Origin of the sequence: Acidovorax temperans (assembly GCF_006716905.1) — a bacterium.
Taxonomy (GTDB): Bacteria; Pseudomonadota; Gammaproteobacteria; order Burkholderiales; family Burkholderiaceae_C; genus Acidovorax; species Acidovorax temperans.
Genome location: NZ_VFPV01000001.1, coordinates 749,259 through 766,772 on the forward strand (window position 1 = coordinate 749,259; position 17,514 = coordinate 766,772).

At 59.9% G+C, this 17,514-nt stretch carries 16 protein-coding genes; 4 read left to right on the forward strand and 12 right to left on the reverse strand.

Going from position 1 to position 17,514, the window contains the following annotated elements; all coding sequences use genetic code 11:
- Positions 1-57 precede the first annotated feature (57 nt).
- On the forward strand, positions 58-1,446 hold the full coding sequence (locus BDD18_RS03740; RefSeq protein ID WP_142081475.1) for an MATE family efflux transporter: 1,389 nt from the start codon (positions 58-60) through the stop codon (positions 1,444-1,446).
- On the opposite strand, the gene phoR is transcribed toward BDD18_RS03740, so the two are convergent.
- The 7 genes from phoR to pstS all read right to left on the reverse strand — a co-directional run bounded on the left by phoR (position 1,438) and on the right by pstS (position 8,178).
- On the reverse strand, positions 1,438-2,763 hold the full coding sequence (gene phoR / locus BDD18_RS03745; RefSeq protein ID WP_142081478.1) for a phosphate regulon sensor histidine kinase PhoR: 1,326 nt from the start codon (positions 2,761-2,763) through the stop codon (positions 1,438-1,440). The two genes, BDD18_RS03740 and phoR, sit on opposite strands and share 9 nt — an antisense overlap.
- A 165-nt stretch (positions 2,764-2,928) precedes the next feature.
- Positions 2,929-3,636, reverse strand: a complete 708-nt coding sequence (gene phoB, locus BDD18_RS03750; protein ID WP_044396835.1) for a phosphate regulon transcriptional regulator PhoB — start codon at positions 3,634-3,636, stop codon at positions 2,929-2,931.
- A 15-nt stretch (positions 3,637-3,651) separates the two neighbouring features.
- Complete coding sequence (gene phoU / locus BDD18_RS03755; protein ID WP_142081480.1) at positions 3,652-4,356, reverse strand: phosphate signaling complex protein PhoU; 705 nt, start codon at positions 4,354-4,356, stop codon at positions 3,652-3,654.
- A gap of 9 nt (positions 4,357-4,365) precedes the next feature.
- Positions 4,366-5,151: a phosphate ABC transporter ATP-binding protein PstB gene (gene pstB, locus BDD18_RS03760; protein WP_066694838.1), complete on the reverse strand. Its 786-nt coding sequence runs from the start codon at positions 5,149-5,151 to the stop codon at positions 4,366-4,368.
- A gap of 15 nt (positions 5,152-5,166) precedes the next feature.
- Positions 5,167-6,048: a phosphate ABC transporter permease PstA gene (pstA, locus tag BDD18_RS03765; RefSeq protein WP_044396838.1), complete on the reverse strand. Its 882-nt coding sequence runs from the start codon at positions 6,046-6,048 to the stop codon at positions 5,167-5,169.
- Positions 6,045-6,971, reverse strand: coding sequence for a phosphate ABC transporter permease subunit PstC (gene pstC, locus BDD18_RS03770; protein WP_244938975.1), 927 nt, complete (start codon positions 6,969-6,971; stop codon positions 6,045-6,047). The genes pstA and pstC overlap by 4 nt, the downstream gene beginning before the upstream one ends.
- 166 nt (positions 6,972-7,137) lie before the next feature.
- On the reverse strand, positions 7,138-8,178 hold the full coding sequence (gene pstS / locus BDD18_RS03775; RefSeq protein WP_066690084.1) for a phosphate ABC transporter substrate-binding protein PstS: 1,041 nt from the start codon (positions 8,176-8,178) through the stop codon (positions 7,138-7,140).
- A gap of 300 nt (positions 8,179-8,478) precedes the next feature.
- Here pstS and BDD18_RS03780 point away from each other — a divergent pair, with 300 nt between their 5' ends.
- The 3 genes from BDD18_RS03780 (at position 8,479) to BDD18_RS03790 (ending at position 11,813) form a co-directional block, all read left to right on the forward strand.
- Positions 8,479-9,705, forward strand: a complete 1,227-nt coding sequence (locus BDD18_RS03780) for an ABC transporter substrate-binding protein (RefSeq protein ID WP_082758750.1) — start codon at positions 8,479-8,481, stop codon at positions 9,703-9,705.
- 78 nt (positions 9,706-9,783) lie between these two features.
- Entirely contained in the window at positions 9,784-11,262 is a 1,479-nt protein-coding gene (locus BDD18_RS03785; RefSeq protein WP_142081482.1) for a Ppx/GppA phosphatase family protein, read from the forward strand.
- The gene (locus tag BDD18_RS03790) at positions 11,262-11,813 is read left to right on the forward strand and encodes a hypothetical protein (RefSeq protein ID WP_338071780.1); all 552 of its coding nucleotides are present in this window, start codon (positions 11,262-11,264) and stop codon (positions 11,811-11,813) included. Before BDD18_RS03785 ends, BDD18_RS03790 begins: the two co-directional genes overlap by 1 nt.
- 122 nt (positions 11,814-11,935) lie before the next feature.
- Here BDD18_RS03790 and BDD18_RS03795 read toward each other — a convergent pair whose 3' ends face one another.
- The 5 genes from BDD18_RS03795 to BDD18_RS03815 form a co-directional block, all read right to left on the reverse strand.
- On the reverse strand, positions 11,936-12,397 hold the full coding sequence (locus BDD18_RS03795; protein ID WP_066695212.1) for a SixA phosphatase family protein: 462 nt from the start codon (positions 12,395-12,397) through the stop codon (positions 11,936-11,938).
- Positions 12,398-12,407: 10 nt separating this feature from the next.
- Positions 12,408-14,489, reverse strand: a complete 2,082-nt coding sequence (ppk1, locus tag BDD18_RS03800; protein ID WP_142082507.1) for a polyphosphate kinase 1 — start codon at positions 14,487-14,489, stop codon at positions 12,408-12,410.
- Positions 14,490-14,614: 125 nt separating this feature from the next.
- Complete coding sequence (locus BDD18_RS03805) at positions 14,615-15,700, reverse strand: glycosyltransferase family 4 protein (RefSeq protein WP_142081484.1); 1,086 nt, start codon at positions 15,698-15,700, stop codon at positions 14,615-14,617.
- Positions 15,697-16,530, reverse strand: a complete 834-nt coding sequence (locus tag BDD18_RS03810) for a UDP-2,3-diacylglucosamine diphosphatase (protein WP_244939022.1) — start codon at positions 16,528-16,530, stop codon at positions 15,697-15,699. Before BDD18_RS03810 ends, BDD18_RS03805 begins: the two co-directional genes overlap by 4 nt.
- Positions 16,531-16,571: 41 nt before the next feature.
- A complete protein-coding gene (locus tag BDD18_RS03815) occupies positions 16,572-17,411 on the reverse strand; it encodes a GNAT family N-acetyltransferase (protein ID WP_082759243.1) in 840 nt (279 codons plus the stop codon).
- Positions 17,412-17,514: the final 103 nt, after the last annotated feature.

Genomic DNA, 17,514 nt, shown 5'->3' on the forward strand with positions numbered 1-17,514 from the left:
CCAACGCGCGCCCTTCCGCAGACCAAGGGGCTGCCAGCGCAGCCATTGAACCAACGCATGACAACGCCCCATCCGCACCTCACCGACCAGTCTGCCGATCTGCCCAGCATTGCGCGCCATGCGGCCACCGTGCTGGCAGGCCAGTTGGCGGTGATGGCCTTTGGCGTGACGGACACCTTGGTGGCAGGCCGCGATGGAGAAGCCTCGCTGGCGGCGCTTTCGGTGGGATCGGCCATCTTCATCAGCATCTATGTCGGGCTGATGGGTGTCTTGCAGGCGCTGATGCCCGTGTGGGCCCAACAACGGGGTGCAGGGGATCTGCAGGGCATGGGTTTTTCGGTGCGGCAGTCGCTCTACCTGTGCATGGGGGCGTCGGCACTGGGCATGGCGGTACTGCTGTTTCCCGCACCGCTGCTGCGCTGGACAGAAATCCCCCCTGCCCTGCGTGCCGAGGTGGAGCAATACCTGGCCGTACTGGCCTTTGCGCTGCCCGCAGCACTGCTGTTTCGGGTCTACAGCACGCTCAACCAGGCGCTGGGCAAACCCCAGCTGGTGACCTGGCTGCAGGTCGCATCGCTGTTCATCAAGGTCCCTTTGTCCATCTGGTTCACGCTGGGCGGCGCAGGCTTGCCCGCACAGGGCGTAGTGGGCTGCGCCTGGGCCACGCTGTTGGTCAACTACACCATGCTGGCGTTGGCGGTATGGCTGCTGCGCACCCAAAGCATCTACCCCCCCTTGCAGCTCTGGCGCCCGCTGGAGCGGCCCCATGCCCCAACCCTGTCCGGCTTTTTGCAACTGGGCGTGCCTGCGGGGCTGGCCATCATGGTGGAAGTCACTTCCTTCACGCTGATGGCCTTGTTCATTGCACGCCAGGGCACCACGGCCGCCGCAGCACACCAGATCGCCGCCAACATGGCCGCATTGCTGTACATGGTGCCGCTGTCGCTGGCCATCGCCACCAGCACCCGCGTGAGTTACTGGCTGGGCGCTGGCCAGGCTCTGCGTGCGCAGCGCGTGGTTTATATAGGTTTTAGGCTTGCAGCGCTTACTGGAATTGCGCTAGCAGCTATATTATTTATAGCAAACCAGGAAGTTGCGTCTGTTTATTCCGACAGCCCCGCCGTGGTCGGTGTGGCGTCAGGGCTGCTGCTGTGGGTGGCGGCCTATCACCTGGCAGATGCGTCGCAAACGCTGTGCGTCTTCGTGCTGCGAAGCTATCGCATCACCGTCGCCCCCTTGGTGGTGTATTGCGTATTGCTGTGGGGGCTGGGGCTAGGCGGCGGCTACCTGGTGGCCTACAGCGACACGGGGGTGTGGAGCAGCATGGCAGCATCACCCGCTGCGTTTTGGGCGTGCAGTGCCTTGGCACTGCTCGTCACCGCAGCGGCGTTTATGGTGATGCTGGCCAAAGCAGCAGCGCGTTCAACGCACCACGCATCAGCGTAGGCGGTTGGCGGGGAAGGTGACCGTAAAGGTGGAGCCTTTGCCCAGCTCGCTGGTGATATCGAGCGATGCGCCATGGCGTTGCAGTACATGCTTCACGATGGCCAGCCCCAGGCCCGTGCCACCCGTTTCGCGGGAGCGGCTGCGGTCCACGCGATAGAAGCGCTCCGTCAAACGCGGAATGTGCTCAGGCGCGATGCCCGGGCCCGTGTCGCGCACGGAAAACCGCGCCGCTCCATCATGGGCCCGCTCCCAGACCACGGTGATGGTGCCACCCGCAGGTGTGTAGCGAAGGGCGTTGCTGATGAGATTGGACAGCGCACTTTGCAGCTCTGTTGGAACGCCAGCGATCTCTCCCAGCGCACGCAACTGTTCGGCTGGCGGAAATTCCAGCACATGCGGGCGCGCCTGGCTCTGTGTGAGCAATGCGGAAAGCCCACGCGCCTCGTCCTCGCAGCGCTGCATCAGCGCCAGCACGGGCGTCCATTCAGTCATGCCCGGCAACGGGCTACCTTCCAGCCGGGATAGCGTGAGCAAGTCCTGCACCACGCTTTGCATGCGCGAGGCTTGCTGCGACATCATGCCCAGGTAGCGGGCCCGCTCCTGCGGAGAGAGCGGCAGCGTCTGCAGGGTTTCGATGAAGCCGATGAGCACCGTCAAAGGGGTGCGAATCTCGTGCGACACGTTGGCCACGAAATCGCGGCGCATGGCGTCAGCCTGCTCCAGCGCAGTGACGTCGCGTGAGAGCAGCAGCTTGCGCCCGTCGCCATACGGATGCAGGTGCACCGAAATGCGCACGGGCCTGGAAGGCTTGCTGTCGCGCCCCTGCAGCACCACGTCATGAGAAAAATCATGCGCCGCGTAGTAGGCGCTGAAGTCAGGATCGCGCACCAGATTGCCAATGGACTGCATCACATCGCGCTGCGCGTCGATGCCAAACTGGCTGGCAGCAATCTGGTTGCACCACTCGATGTGGCCTTCACTGTCGAGCAGCACCACCCCGTTGGGCGTGGCCTGCAGGGCCGCCAGAATCTCCTGCAAGCGGCTGTGGCTGTCTTGCTCCTTGGCCTCGCTCTGGCGCAGCAAGCGGCGAGCGCGGTCTGCAGCCTCACCCCACATGCCGCGCATGGAGGGCGCCGTAGCCAAGTCACCCGTCCGCAGCCACCGCAGCACCCGGGCGCCGCGCGACAAGTCCCACAAAAACCAGGCCCATGCGGCCACGGCAGCCCCCAGGGCCGCACCCCAAGGCCCCGCGCGCCACCAGCCCAAAGCACCACCTGCCAGCTGCCAAGTCAGAAAAAATACGAAACGCCAGAACATGGGGGACGCACAGCTTTCTCAAAAATACGCACAACCTCTACAGGGGCGCTTCCACCGTCCAATACTCAGGCCCGCAAGCACCACCGCGCCGAGAGGCCATGCCCCTGGCAAGCCATGCGCCCAACCGTGGTGATGAAGCACCCCAACAAAGGCCGCTGGGCCTGCTCAGGCGCGCAATAACGCCTGGGGTTGGGCGGTCAGGCGGTAACCCGCGCCCCGCACCGTCTCCACCATGGCCCCTGCGGCACCCAGGGCCTCGCGCAGACGCTTGACGTGAACGTCCACCGTGCGCTCTTCAATGAAGACGTGGTCGCCCCACACCTTGTCGAGCAACTGTGAACGGCTGTGCACACGCTCGGAGTGCTTCATCAGAAAGTGCAGCAGTTTGAACTCCGTGGGGCCCACCTTGAGGGGCTGTCCCTGGTAAGTCACGCGGTAGGTGGCCGCGTCCAGCACCAGCTCACCAATCGTCACACTGTCGTTGACCTGCTCAGGCGCACGGCGGCGCAGCACGGCGCGAATGCGGGCAAGCAGTTCCTGCGTAGAGAACGGCTTGGTGATGTAGTCGTCCGCACCCGCATCGAGCCCAGCCACTTTGTCGGGTTCATCGCCGCGCGCGGTGAGCATCAGGATGGGAATGGGCTTGAGACGGCTGTCAGCACGCCACTTGCGGGCCAGTTGCAACCCGCTTTGGCCGGGCAGCATCCAGTCCAGCAGGATGACGTCGGGCAGCACGGCGTCCAGCTCGCGCTGGGCCGATTCGCCATCTTCCGACCAGATGGGCTGGAACCCGTTGTGCCGCAGGTTCACGGCAATCAGCTCGGCAATGGCGGGTTCATCCTCAACGATCAAGACCCGGGGCATTTTCTTCATGGCGACGCCCTTCCCTTACTGCAGCACAGCCGATTCAATATCGTTCATCGCGGCGTGGCGCACGTCCTTGCCCTTGACCAGATAAATGATGAGTTCGGCCACATTTTTCGAGTGATCGCCAATGCGCTCAATGGCCTTGGCCAAAAAGAGCAGGTCCAGGCTGGCCGAGATGGTGCGGGGGTCTTCCATCATGTAGGTGACCAGCTTGCGCACAAACCCGTCGAACTCCTTGTCGATGAGGTCGTCTTCTTTCAGGATGTCCAGCGCCGCCTTGGTATCGAGGCGAGCAAAGGCATCGAGCGCCTTGCGCAACAGGCCGGAGGCAAGATCAGCTGCCATGCGCAGGTCGCTGGAGGGCAACGAACGGGCGGCACCGCTTTCGATGATGGACTTGACCATGCGGGCCATCTTGTGCGCTTCGTCGCCCATGCGCTCCAGGTTGGCCGTGGCCTTGGAGAAGGCGATCAGCAAACGCAGATCGCGCGCTGTGGGCTGGCGGCGGGCGATGATGGAGGAGAGTTCGTGGTCGATCTCCACTTCCATCGCGTTCACACGCTGCTCCATGGTGGCCACTTGTTCCACGGCTTCCATGCTGAATTGGGACAAGGCGTAAATCGCCTGGCGAATTTGCGACTCCACCAGGCCGCCCAGCTCCATCACGCGGGAAGAAACGCTGTTGAGTTCGCTGTCAAACTGGGTGGAGAGATGTTTTTCTGGCATGGTGTCTCCTCAGCCGAAACGGCCGGTGATGTAGTCTTCGGTTTCCTTGCGCTGGGGCTTGAAGAACATCTGCTCTGTTTCTCCAAACTCCACCAGATCGCCCAGGTACATGTAAGCGGTGTAGTCGCTGCAACGCGCAGCTTGCTGCATGTTGTGCGTCACGATGACCACGGTGTAGTCGTTCTTCAGCTCGGCAATCAGCTCTTCCACCTTGGCGGTAGAGATCGGGTCCAGCGCCGAGCAAGGCTCGTCGAGCAGCAACACTTCGGGCTTGATGGCAATGCCGCGCGCGATGCACAGGCGCTGCTGTTGGCCGCCCGAGAGGCTGGAGCCGCTCTGGTTGAGCTTGTCCTTCACTTCATTCCACAGTGCCGCCTTGCGCAGGGCCCACTCCACGCGGTCATCCATGTCGGTGGCGTTGAGGCTTTCGAACAGCTTCACACCAAACGCAATGTTGTCGTAGATGGACATGGGGAACGGGGTGGGCTTCTGAAACACCATGCCCACCTTGGCCCGCACCAGAGCTACGTCTTGCTTGCTGGTGAGCAGGTTTTCGCCGTCCAGTACGATCTGGCCTTCAGCGCGCTGCTCGGGGTACAGCTCGAACATGCGGTTGAACGTACGCAGCAAGGTGGACTTGCCGCAGCCCGATGGGCCAATGAAAGCCGTGACCTTGTTTTCGGGGATGTCCAGGTTGATGCCCTTGAGGGCGTGGAACTTGCCGTAATAGAAATTCAGATCACGTACCGTGATCTTGGCGTTGGCGGGAGCGGATGCTTGGATGGTGGAGGGCATGAATGTCTTCCTTGTTTATTTCTGGCGGGTCAAGACGCGCGCCAGGATGTTGAGACCGAGAACCGCAACCGTGATCAGGAACACGCCGGCCCATGCCAGTTCCTGCCAGTTCTCATACGGGCTCATCGCAAATTTAAAAATCGTGACCGGCAAGCTGGCCATGGGCTTGGACAGGTCAGCATTCCAGAACTGGTTGTTGAGGGCCGTAAACAGCAAAGGCGCTGTTTCACCCGCAATGCGTGCCACAGCCAGCAACACCCCGGTGATCACGCCAGCGCGAGCGGCACGCAAGGTAACCATGGTGATGACGCGCCACTTGGGTGTGCCCAGGGCGTAAGCCGCTTCGCGCAGGCTGGCAGGCACCAGCAACAGCATGTTCTCGGTGGTGCGGATGACCACCGGAATCACGATCAGCGCCAAGGCGAGAACGCCTGCGTAGCCTGAGAAGCTCTTGAAACGGGCCACCACCACGGCGTAGACGAACAGACCGATCACGATGCTGGGAGCAGACAGCAGAATGTCGTTCACAAACCGGGTCGTGGCCGCCAGCCAGCTGCGCGACTCGTACTCGGCCAAGTAGATGCCGGCCATGATGCCGATGGGCGTGCCCACGAATGTGGCCAGCAACACCATGACCACGGAGCCGAAGATCGCATTGGAGATACCGCCGACCTCATTGGGGGGCGGCGTCATCTGCGTGAACAGCGCCACGCTCAGACCACCCAGACCCAGGCGAATCGTCTCCCACAAAATCCACACCAGCCAGAACACGCCGAACAGCATGGCGGCCAGCGACAAGGTCAAGGCGATCTGGTTGACACGCTTGCGGCTGTTATAGCGAGCCAAGCGCGTTTGCGACAGCTCTGCCGCAGAAATCAGGCGTTGAGAAGTACTCATGAGCGCGCCCCTTCACCCTTCTTGAGCTGCGAGAGCAACAACTTTGACAAAGACAACACCACGAAGGTGATGAAGAAAAGAACCAGACCCAGGTAAATGAGCGAGGCCTGGTGGAGGCCCTCGCCAGCTTCTGCAAACTCATTGGCCAGCGCCGACGTGATGCTGTTGGCGGCTTCAAACACCGACAAGGAATCGAGCTGGTTCATATTGCCGATGACGAACGTCACGGCCATGGTCTCACCCAATGCGCGCCCCAACCCCAGCATGATGCCGCCGAGCACGCCAGTCTTGGTGAAGGGAAGCACCACCTTCCACACCACTTCCCAGGTAGTAGCACCCAGACCGTAGGCAGATTCTTTGAGAAGCGCAGGCGTGACCTCGAACACATCACGCATCACTGACGCAATGAAGGGGATGATCATGATGGCCAGAATGATGCCGGCCGACAAAATGCCGATGCCCACCGGTGGGCCAGACACAAAAGCACCCAAATACGGAATGCCGCTGAAAGCGGCTTGCAATGGCTGCTGCACAAAACGCGCCAGAATCGGGCCAAACACCATGAGCCCCCACATGCCATACACGATGGAGGGCACCGCCGCCAACAATTCAATGGCTGTACCCAAGGGGCGCTTGAGCCAGGCGGGCGAAAGTTCTGTCAAGAAAAGCGCGATGCCGAAACTCACCGGCACCGCAATCAGCAAGGCAATGGCCGAGGTGGCCAGGGTGCCGTAAATCATCACCAGGCCGCCGTACTCATTTTGTACGGGGTCCCAGACGCTTCGGGTCAAAAAGCTCAGACCATATTTTTCAATCGATGGCCAGGCCCCAAGCACCAACGAGACAAGAATGCCAATCAGCAACAACAGGGTCAGCACGGCAGCGCCACGGGCCAACCAGCCAAAAATGCGGTCGGCCAGCATGCCGGAAATCAGGGGGCGTGGGCGGGGTGGAGTGGTCCGTTGAGCACCACGTTCCGCCTGAGACGGGGGGGTTTGCGGGACCGGCAAGATAGTGGACACGTTGAGAGCCTTCTATGAACGCAATCAAGGGACTGGCCGGGCTCAATGCCCAGCCAGCCCGCACAGATCACTTGTAAGCGATAGCCTTGCCAGAAGTATCCTGGATGGCCGTCCAGGACTTCAGGATGGCTTCCTTCACGCTGTCAGGCATGGGCACATAGTCCAGATCAGAAGCTGTCTTGTCACCTGTCTTGTAAGCCCATTCAAAGAACTTCAACGATGTAGCAGCTTGCACAGGCTTTTCTTGTGACTTCTGCATCAGAATGAACGTAGCACCAGTGATGGGCCACGATTCCTTGCCAGGCTGATTGGTCAGGATCTGATAGAAGCTCTTGGCCCAATCAGCGCCCGCAGCGGCAGCCTTGAATGCGGAGTCATCAGGCGAAACAAACTGGCCTTCAGCATTTTGCATCTGCACGTAAGTCATCTTGTTTTGCTTGACGTATGCGTACTCCACATAGCCAATGGAGTTGGGCAGACGGCCCACAAATGCAGCCACGCCTTCGTTGCCCTTGCCACCCGCGCCGGTAGGCCAGTTCACAGCCGTGCCCTCACCCACTTTGGACTTCCACTCAGCGTTTACCTTGCTCAGGTAGTTCGTGAAGATGAAGCTGGTGCCGGAACCGTCAGCGCGGCGAACCGGAGCGATCGAAGCGTCTGGCAGAGCCACGCCAGGGTTAAGCGCCTTGATCGCTGGATCGCTCCAGTTGCTGATCTTGCCCAGGTAAATGTCACCCAGCACTTGGCCGCTGAGCTTGATCTGACCAGGAGCAATGCCCTTGATGTTGACCACAGGCACAACACCACCGATCACCGTAGGGAACTGAACCAGGCCCTTCTTGTTCAGGTCTTCGTCCGTCAGAGGAGCGTCAGAGGCGCCAAAGTCCACTGTCTTCGCCTCGATTTGACGCAGACCAGCACCAGAGCCCACCGATTGGTAGTTGATCTTCACACCGGTGGCCTTGTTGTAATCAGAGGCCCACTTGGAATACAGAGGGGCAGGAAAGCTGGCTCCCGCGCCTGTTGCCTCTTGTTGCGCGAATGCGCTGGAAAAAGCTCCTGCAGCAACCACACCGGCAACCAGAACTCGAATCGCGGACAGTTTCATGGATAAACCTCTTGAGTAGGTAAGTTGGGATATCCGTACTCTAGGAGCGCTCTATGACAGTGTTGTGACACAAAAAATGGATGTCACAAACTTTCGCTGCCGCATATTGCCCTGCAGCCCCCTCCTTCGAAAGCTTGCATCCTATCCAACCGAGCACCGTCAGCCCTCTTCCACAGCCGGCAGGCGTCACGCTACTGACACAAAGCCTCACTAACCTGCCGCCTATAGCCAAGCCCTCCCGCAGCGGAAGGCGTTGTGCCCCCCCAACCCTCCTTCGGCTCTTCCAAAGCACGCCACCCCATGCCCCACGTTGAGCACCCTCTTCCTCGCGCCGTCGCGCAGAACACTGCATCGCAAAAAACCTTGAACAACCGGAACACCCCCGCACCCAAGGGAAAAGACGCAGGCACCCGCGCACCCCTTTGGGGACGACGAGACTGGCTGCGCAGCACTTTGGCGATAGGAACCACCACTTTTGGCAGCAGTGCCTGGAGCCAAAGCGATAGCACCCGCAGTATTACCGTGGCGCAGGTGGTGGATATGTCGGCCACCCAGCAGGACATCAGTCGTGACTTTCTGACGGGTTCGCGTGCCGCGTGGGTGGACCTCAATGCCCGAGGCGGGGTACAGGGCAAGCCCGTGCAGCATCTGGTGCTAGAAACCGACGGCACCACAGCCCAACTGCAATCGGCATGGAAAACGGCACACCAGCAAGCCTCATGCGTTGCCTTGTCGGGCTGCGTGGGTAACGCAGCGGCGCAGACGTTGGCACGCCATCAACTCGCGAGCGAAACCGCCTCCCCGCTGCCCTTGGTTGCCCCCTGGCTGCACCAGGCCGTGGAGGAAAAATCGACAGACACTGTTTTCGATGTCTTTGCCGACCTGAGGGCCCAAATCACCCATGCATTGAAGTCTCTGGCCTCCATGGGCGTACCAGAACTGGGCGTGGCCTATGCGACAGGCCAGGACACAGCCCTGGCGCAGGCAGCCGTTCGGCAGGCGGCGCAGGAGCAGTCTGTCAAGGTCCAGCGCGTCCACAGCGCAGCTCAACTGACGCAGCCCATCGTGCTCTTTGTCGGGGGAACCCCAGAACTGCATGCTTTTGTGGGGCAACTGAAATTGCCAGCAGGGCGGCAGTGTTACGTGATTGCGCTGGCCGACGTCAATCTGCAGGTGCTGGCACAGATGGGCAACCTGCCAAAGCGGGTGTCAATCATCGCCACGCAAGCCGTTCCTCTGGTCTCGGCCAGCCTGCCCGTGGTACGCGCCTACCGCGAAGCGCTGGCCAAGTTGTACGACGAACCCCCCTCGCCCCAAGGCTTGGCAGGCTTTATTGCAGCGCGGTACACGGCGGAGGTGCTGCAACAAATGACAGCACCTCTTACCAGGGCGAATGTTCTGGCTGCCTTGCAGCAGCGTAAAGCACTCAATGTGGGCGGGTGGATACCCCCTTACCAAGACAAAAAACGCTCGGCAGCATTTGTCACCCAAAGCATGCTGTCGTCTGACGGCCGCATCGTGGGCTGAGCCGGGGAAGCTCGTATAGCCCAGGTGCTATGCTGGCTGACATCAACGCCAGAGAGACTTCGCGCACTGCGCCACCCCATGCAAAACGGAACACTGCTCGCCGCTGTGGATCTTGGATCCAACAGCTTTCGCCTGGAAATTGGCCGCTTCGAGCACGGTCACATACAACGTGTGGAATACCTCAAGGAAACCGTTCGCCAGGGCAACGGACTGGATGAAAACCGCAACCTGACGCAAGAAGCCATGGAGCGTGGATGGGCATGCCTCGCAAGGTTCGCGGAGCGACTGGCAGGCTTTCCCCGGGAGCATGTCCGGGCCGTGGCCACGCAAACCCTGCGCGAAGCACGCAATCGCGAGGAATTTTTGACACGCGGCAGCGCCCTTCTGGGCTACCCGATTGATGTGGTTTCGGGTGTGGAGGAAGCACGCCTGATCTACCAAGGGGTGGCCCACATGCTGCCCCAGTCTGACGAACGCCGTCTGGTGGTGGACATCGGGGGACGCTCCACGGAGTTCATTCTGGGACAGCAGTTCTCAGCCAATGCCGTTGCATCCTACCGAGTGGGTAGCGTGGCATGGTCTTCGCGGTATTTTCCTGACGGAGCATTCACCCCGCAGGCCTTCCTGGCTGCAGAAATTGCTGCCAAGGCGGTAATGGACGAAGCACTTTCCGTTTTCCAAAGAGATGCCTGGGAGGTTGCTTATGGATCTTCGGGCACAGCAGGTGCGGTTGGGGACATCCTGACGGCCATGGGTGGCCCCAAAGGACTGATCACCCGAGCGGGGTTGAATGCTCTGCAAGAAAAGCTCCTGCGCGCCCAAAGTGCCGACCGCGTGCGCTTGGAAGGGCTAAAAGACGATCGACGCGCGGTGATTGGCGGGGGTATCAGTGTGCTCCGCGCCGTGTTTGATTTGCTCGAAATCGAAGAAATGCAAGTGGCTCAAGGAGCATTGCGCCAAGGCGCACTCTACGACTTGCTGGATCGCGAGCAACCGGAAACAGACCTGCGCACCGCCACCGTGAATGCGCTCATGCAGAGATTCGCAGTAGACACCGCCCATGCTGAGCGCGTGGCAGCCACGGCCTGCGCGCTGTTCAGGCAAGCCGCCGCCCCAGGCAGCGAAAGGGCCGAAAGAAAACTGGAGTGGGCAGCCAAGCTCCACGAAGTGGGGTGTCGTATTTCGCACAGCGACTACCACCGGCATGGCGCTTACATCCTGGACAACACCGATGCGGCAGGCTTTGCCTTGCCGGAACTGCACCGTTTGGGCATCCTGGTGCTGGGGCAGCGCGGCAAGGTGCGCAAGCTGGAAGCAGATCTTTCGGACGCCTCCTTTGCTTTGCAATTGATCTGCCTGCGACTGGCAGTAGCGCTGTGCCACGCCAGGCGCGCGCCCGACATCACAGAGATGCAGTTGCTCATGGAGCCAGGGACCTTCACCCTGAAGATACCTTCGCGATGGCCCCAGGCATTCCCGCAATCAGCGCATTTGTTGCAGGAAGAAATGGTGGCCTGGCAAAAAACGCCGTGGGAGCTGCGCGTGCAGGCTGATTGATGCGAAGCTTTAAACGGTATAAACTGTTTATACCGTTTAAGGAGAATAAGATGACTACTACGCCTGCGACAGCACCCGCAATTGCTGACAAGGAGCCCGTCAAGGTGGCGAAGCCCGTCGCTGCGGCCAAGCCAAAGCACATTTCACCGGTCACCACGCAGCCCAAAGTTACCAAAGCAGCAAGCAGCAAGGTGACTACCGCCAAGAAGCCGTCGGTAGAAGCCAAGGAAAGTCCTGCCAAGGATGTGAAAGCCAAGAAGCCCAAGCTAGTGCGGGACAGCTTCACCATTCCCAAAGACGAATACGCGGTCATCGATGCTTTGAAAGAGCGCGCAGTGCGTCTTTCCCGCCCCGTCAAAAAAAGCGAACTGCTTCGCGCTGGACTGAAGCTGCTGGCAGGCCTTTCAGACACAGCGCTGTTTACCGCACTGGAGTCTGTGCCATCCATCAAGACCGGTCGCCCTACCAAAGAGCCAGAGGCCACAGCGCAAGTCAAGCCTGGCAAGGCAGCCGCCAAAGCCAAGGCTACATCCAAAGCGCGCTCGAAGTAACAAGGGCTGGACTGGGCCAGTTAAAAAGCTGGCCCGGCACTCCAGTCCTGTTCACGCACTGACGGGCGTTGGGCGAAAAAGAGGACTCACCGGCCTTTGAGGTCTTTCCGGGCCCTTTGCACTCAAAGATACTCCGGCGACTGCACTGTCATCAGCACGGTCTGGCTCTGCTCAAGGCGCTGCCGCTGGCGCAGCCACCACACCGCCCCCTTTCGCACAGCGCATTCTGGCGCTTGCATGCCCAGCAACTGCGCAATCACCTGCCCGAGCATAGGCTGATGGCCCACGATGAGAATCGAGCCCCGGGCGTTGGGCCACTGGGCCAAGTCGAGCAGGTCTTGCGCGGTGCCACCTGGCAACAGTTCTGCACGCATTTTGAATTTACGGCCTAGTGCGGCCGCGGTTTGCTCCGTACGGCGTGCAGGGCTTGCAATGACCCTCAGGCCTTCTGGCAACTGCCGATCCAGCCAAGCCGCCACCTTCGCCGCCTGCTTTTCACCGCGAGGGGTCAACGCACGGGTCAGGTCATCCATGCCCTCACCCAGTTCTTCCGCTTCGGCATGGCGCCACAAAATCAGGTCCATTCGCGCTCCTTCATGCTGCAGCAGACGCTGCAGGGCCATAGCGCCCCATCAGCGCGTTCTGCGCCCCGCGCCCTGTCGTGGGATGTGGCGCCCGTTGGTACACACCATTGGCCGCCTGTGTCCAGGCATCGCGGTCATCGTGCAAATAGGCCACCAAACACTCGTCAATGATCTGCTGGCGCAAGGCTGGATCGTTGACAGGCCACGCCAGCTCCACCCGCCGCATCATGTTGCGGTTCATCCAGTCAGCACTGGAAAGGTACAGGTCTTCTTGCTGAGCCACCCTGAAATAGAACACCCGGGTATGCTCAAGAAAGCGGCCAATCACGGATCGCACGCGGATGTTTTCGGTCAGGCCCGGAACCTGGGCGGCCAGCATGCAGGCGCCCCGCACAATGAGATCAATGCGGACGCCGCATTGCCCTGCCCTCACCAAAGCACGGATCAAGGCCTCGTCCGTCAAGGCGTTCATCTTGACGACTATGCGCGCATCCTCGCCACGGCTGGCTGCCTGGGCCACTTGATCAATTTTTTCCAGCATGCGCCGCTGCAGATGAAAAGGCGCCAAGATCAGCTGGCGCAACTTGGGCGGACGATTCTGACTGGCCAGATGGCTGAAGACGCCATCCATGTCCGCAGTGATTTCCTCATCGGCCGTCAAGTAGCTCAGATCCGTATACAGACGCGCCGTGCGCACGTTGTAGTTGCCGGTAGATAGGTGCCCATACCTGCGTAAACGGTTGCCCTCGCGGCGGGTCACCAGCAGCATCTTGGCGTGCGTCTTCAACCCGACGACACCGTAGACCACCTGGGCGCCAACCGACTCCAACGCCTCCGCCCAGTTGATGTTGGCTTCCTCGTCAAAACGCGCCTTGAGCTCCACCACCGCCATGACTTCCTTGCCCCTGCGCACCGCTTCCGCCAGCAACTCCATCAGTTCGGAATCAGCACCCGTTCTGTAGATCGTCTGCTTGATCACCAGCACATGGGGGTCGTTCACCGCCTCGCGAAGGAACGCCAGCACCCCGTCAAAGCTCTCGAAGGGCTGGTGGATAAGCACATCCCGCTGACGCAATTGCTCCAGAATAGACACGCCCGATTGCAATTGGCGAGGCCATGAAGCGCTCCAGGGCGGGAACAGCAATGCTGGATCGTTGACCAAATCCACCAACTGACTCAGCCGCACCAGATTGACAGGCCCAGGGACGCGAAACAGAGTAGCTGGTGGCAGCGCAAATTGCTCTAGCAAAAAGTCTGACAAAAAGGCGGAGCAGCCTGCCGACACTTCCAGGCGCACGGCCTGACCGTAGTGCCGTTGCTGCAGCCCTTGCCGCAAGGCGGTTCGCAGGTTGCGCACGTCTTCTTCGTCCAGCGCCATGTCTGAATGACGGGTCACACGGAACTGTGAAAACTCGGTCACTTCACGGCCAGGGAACAAATCATCCAGATGGGCGCGCACGATGCTGGACAGACTGACAAAGCACATGCCAGTCGGTGTCACCTTGTCAGGCAGACGGACCAGCCGCGGCAGGGAGCGAGGCACCTTCACAATGGCGACCTCGTTCTCGCGCCCAAAAGCATCAGGGCCTCGCAGGCGCACAATGAAATTCAAGGACTTGTTGGCAACCTGCGGGAAAGGATGGGCGGGATCCAGCCCCACTGGAATCAGGAGAGGACGTACCTCTTTTTGAAAGTACTCCTGCACCCACCGCCGCTGCACTGCGCTGCGCTCCCCGTGGGGAACGATGCGAATTCCGTGGGCCGCAAACGACGGGCTCAATACGTCGTTGTACAGCGCATATTGACGCATGACCAGTTGGTGAACAGCTGCCGAAAGCGACTCCAGAGAAGCCGGGCTGTAGATGCCTTTGGTGTCACCGGTCTTGGCCGCCGTGACATGCGGGGCCACCCGCACCTCAAAAAACTCATCCAAGTTGGATGAAACTATGCACAGATAACGCAGCCGCTCCAAAAGCGGCACGTCGGCACGCGCTGCCCAATCGAAGACACGTTCATTGAACGCCAGAATGCTCTGATCCCGATCCAAAAGCACAGGCAAAAGATCGGAAGCTTTACGGCTGGCCGCCGGCATACCTCCATCGCTCGACCCCCCTGCTTCCACCTCACCTTTGTCTCTGGGTTTATTCAAGGGCTTGTCCAAGGGCAGAGGAAGCATGGCGAAGGTAATCGAAAGCAGTCAATCCAGTGCAGTATTGGCTATTCAGATGACAAGGGTGTGACAGGTTTTGTGACGAATTTTTTAGATGTCACAAAACCATTTGCTGGCACGAGATGATCCAAAAACTGCTCTGCCGCAGTCTCCCAGGTGAAATGCATGGCACGCTGACGGGCTTCATGGCGCGGTACTCGCAGCGCTTGTTGACATGCTTGAAGCAGGTCTTCGTCTAACACCCCACCCTGAGGCTTGGTGCCTTCGTGAGCACCAAGGACTTCCCTGGGCCCTTCTACGGGAAAAGCTGCCACGGGCGTTCCGCAGGCCATGGCCTCCAGCATCACCAAGCCAAAGGTTTCAGACCGACTCGGAAAGACGAAGACATCGGCGCTCGCGTACACCTCAGCCAGCGCTGTCCGATCAAGAATTCCCAGCCACCGGACGTGCGGGTATCGGGCACGCAACCCTGCTTCGAGCGGCCCCACACCACACACCACCTTCGTACCGGGCATCTCCATTTGCAAAAAAGCTTCAATGTTCTTTTCGTACGAAACCCGCCCGACATACAAACACACTGGATGTGCGAGCGGCCCAGTCAACGTAGACACCTTAGGGGCTGGCTCAAAAGGAAACAACTGGGTATCTACCCCATGCGTCCATGAACGCAAGTGGCGAAAGCCGCGCCGCGCCAACATGCTCATTACCTCCCGTGTGGGAACCATAACCCCTGCAGACGGGCGGTGAAAGTGTCGAAATAACGCATAGCCCCAGGCAAGCGGAATCCGCAAAGCAGCGTGCAAAATTTCGGGGAATCGGGTGTGAAAAGCCGTGGTGAACGAAAGCCCGTTGCGTATGCAGTACTTGCGCCCGGCCCACCCCAAGGGTCCTTCTGTGGCCAGGTGGATGGCATCAGGGCGCCATTCCTTCAATTGGATTGCCAATTTTTTGAACGGTCGCACGGCAAGATCAATTCCCGCGTAGCCTGGGCATGGGCGCGTACGAAAGAGACCCGGATGAATGACCAGCACCTCATGCTCACGCTGCTGTAGCTGTCGCACCAACTCCACCAGCGTGGTCACCACGCCGTTGACCTGGGGCATCCATGCGTCTGTGACCAGAGCGATTTTCATACCGACACCCCTTGCCCCACAGGGGCTGTGAATCCGCCCGCCAGGTGCTGATGCCAATGCACCAACTCCAGGCGTCCATCACGGTGCTCTACCAAAGCCGTACAGCTCTCGACCCAGTCACCATCATTGCAATAGAGCACACCGCCAATTTCGCGCATCTCCGCGCGGTGAATATGGCCGCAAACGACACCCTGGTGCCCTCGGCGAAGCGCCTCGGCAGCCACGGCTTCCTCAAAATCGGTCACGTAGTTCAACGCCTTCTTTACCTTGCCTTTGAGGTACGCAGACAAGGACCAATAAGGTAAGCCCGCCCTTGCTCGCAAGCTATTGAAATAACGGTTCAGCTTGAGAGAAAACTCGTACAGGTTGTCACCGAGATAGGCCAGCCACTTCGCACACTGGATTACCCCATCAAAATAATCGCCATGGATGACCCACAGGCTGCGCCCATCGGCAGTGGTGTGTACGGCTTCGTTGACCACCTGGATGCCGCCAAAGGAGTGCCCCTCGAACGCACGCGCAAACTCGTCGTGGTTTCCGGGCACAAACACGATGCGACAGCCTTTTCTAGCTTGCCTGAGCAACTTTTGTACGACGTCGTTATGCAACTGCGGCCAAAACCAGCGACGGCGCAACTGCCAACCATCCACGATATCTCCCACCAAGTACAGAGAATCACAAGTGTGGTGGCGCAAAAACTCAAGCAATGCTGCCGCCTGACAGCCAGGCGTTCCCAGGTGCAAGTCTGAGATGAACACGGCCCGATATCGGGGATTTGATTCGCACTCTTTGCTTGACTCTTCCGGGAGCTGGTGCTGCCGAAATGCCATGCCCGAATCCCAGCCACCCTGCAAATCCCAGGGCGCACGCATCAAGCACCCAGAAAGTGCTTGCGATACCGGGGATGCAGATCGCCCAAGCGCATTAGCATGGGCAAATCGGCGGTGTTGAAATCGGGGTCCCAGGCAGGAGCCCCCAGCACACGAGCGCCCAGACGCAGGTAGCCTTTGATCAATGCGGGGGGTTCTGTGGCGATGGAGCTGTCAAGCCGCTCCACCGGCAGAGGCAGGCGAGGCCGAACGTGGTATTCGATGGGGGCCAGATGCGTTTGGCGTAATTGGTGCCAGATGCTAGCGGCCACATCCCCACTGACCACACCGTTGTGCAGCATGGGAATGCTGGCGCACCCAATCATGGTGTCCAGTTGGTTGCGAACCATGAAGTCAGCCAGCGCACCCCACAAAGCCATGATGACACCCCCATGGCGATGGTCTGGATGCACACAGCTACGCCCGAGCTCTACCATCCGGGAACGTAGACTGCGCAAGCGTGTCAGATCAAACTCGGTGTCGCTGTAAGTGCTGCCTACCCGCTGAGCCTGCGCTGGAGTCAAGACGCGGTAGGTTCCAATCACCGCCTGGCTGGCTTCATCAAGCACCAGCAGATGCTCACAAAAGTCATCAAACAAATCAATGTCATGCCCCGGGACGGTGGTGGACAGCCGAGCCCCCATTTCCAAACCGAAGACCTCAAAACGCAGCTTTTGAGCCTGCCTCACCTCATCAAGGTGACGGGCCCACCGGACCTGGATGCCCGCAGACGCAGGCTTTGCGATACCCCATGTGGCACTACTGGATCCAGAGGAAGAAACGGAGCCACTGGTGGCAGTATCTGAAATAGACAATAAGCCTTTGAGTGAGGGCTCTTGCATGAGTAGGCTCCTTCGTTCGACCCAAGAATCTGAAGCCAGGCTGGAGCACCAACCTGACATGTCTGAACTTGAGTGTGAAAGAGCCTCGTGACATCGCTGTTGC